The organism is Acinetobacter lactucae, assembly GCF_013344765.1.
In the GTDB taxonomy this organism is placed as follows: domain Bacteria; phylum Pseudomonadota; class Gammaproteobacteria; order Pseudomonadales; family Moraxellaceae; genus Acinetobacter; species Acinetobacter lactucae_A.
Map to the genome: position 1 here is coordinate 1 of NZ_JABVBF010000473.1, position 255 is coordinate 255.

Genomic DNA, 255 nt, shown 5'->3' on the forward strand with positions numbered 1-255 from the left:
TTGGCGCAACAGTGTCTACAACAAAACCGTCTGTACCATCCAAGACATCGCCTGTACCCAAGTTACCTGCAAGGTCTGTATATGTACTATCAGCAACACTAATGCTTGGTGCTGTACCTGTACCATCCGGTGTGAACACCGCTGTCCAGGTGATGTTGTCTGTCGTAGTCAAGCCAGTCAAGCTACCACCTACGACCACGATGTCACTTGCATCAAAGCCTGTCACTGCCTCACTGAAGGTGAAGCTAATGTTCG

The 255-nt window shown here is 49.4% G+C and carries 1 protein-coding gene; it reads right to left on the reverse strand.

What is annotated here, in order from left to right:
• A partial coding sequence (locus HUN22_RS17905) for an Ig-like domain-containing protein (protein WP_217488241.1) occupies positions 1-255 on the reverse strand: 255 nt, incomplete at both ends.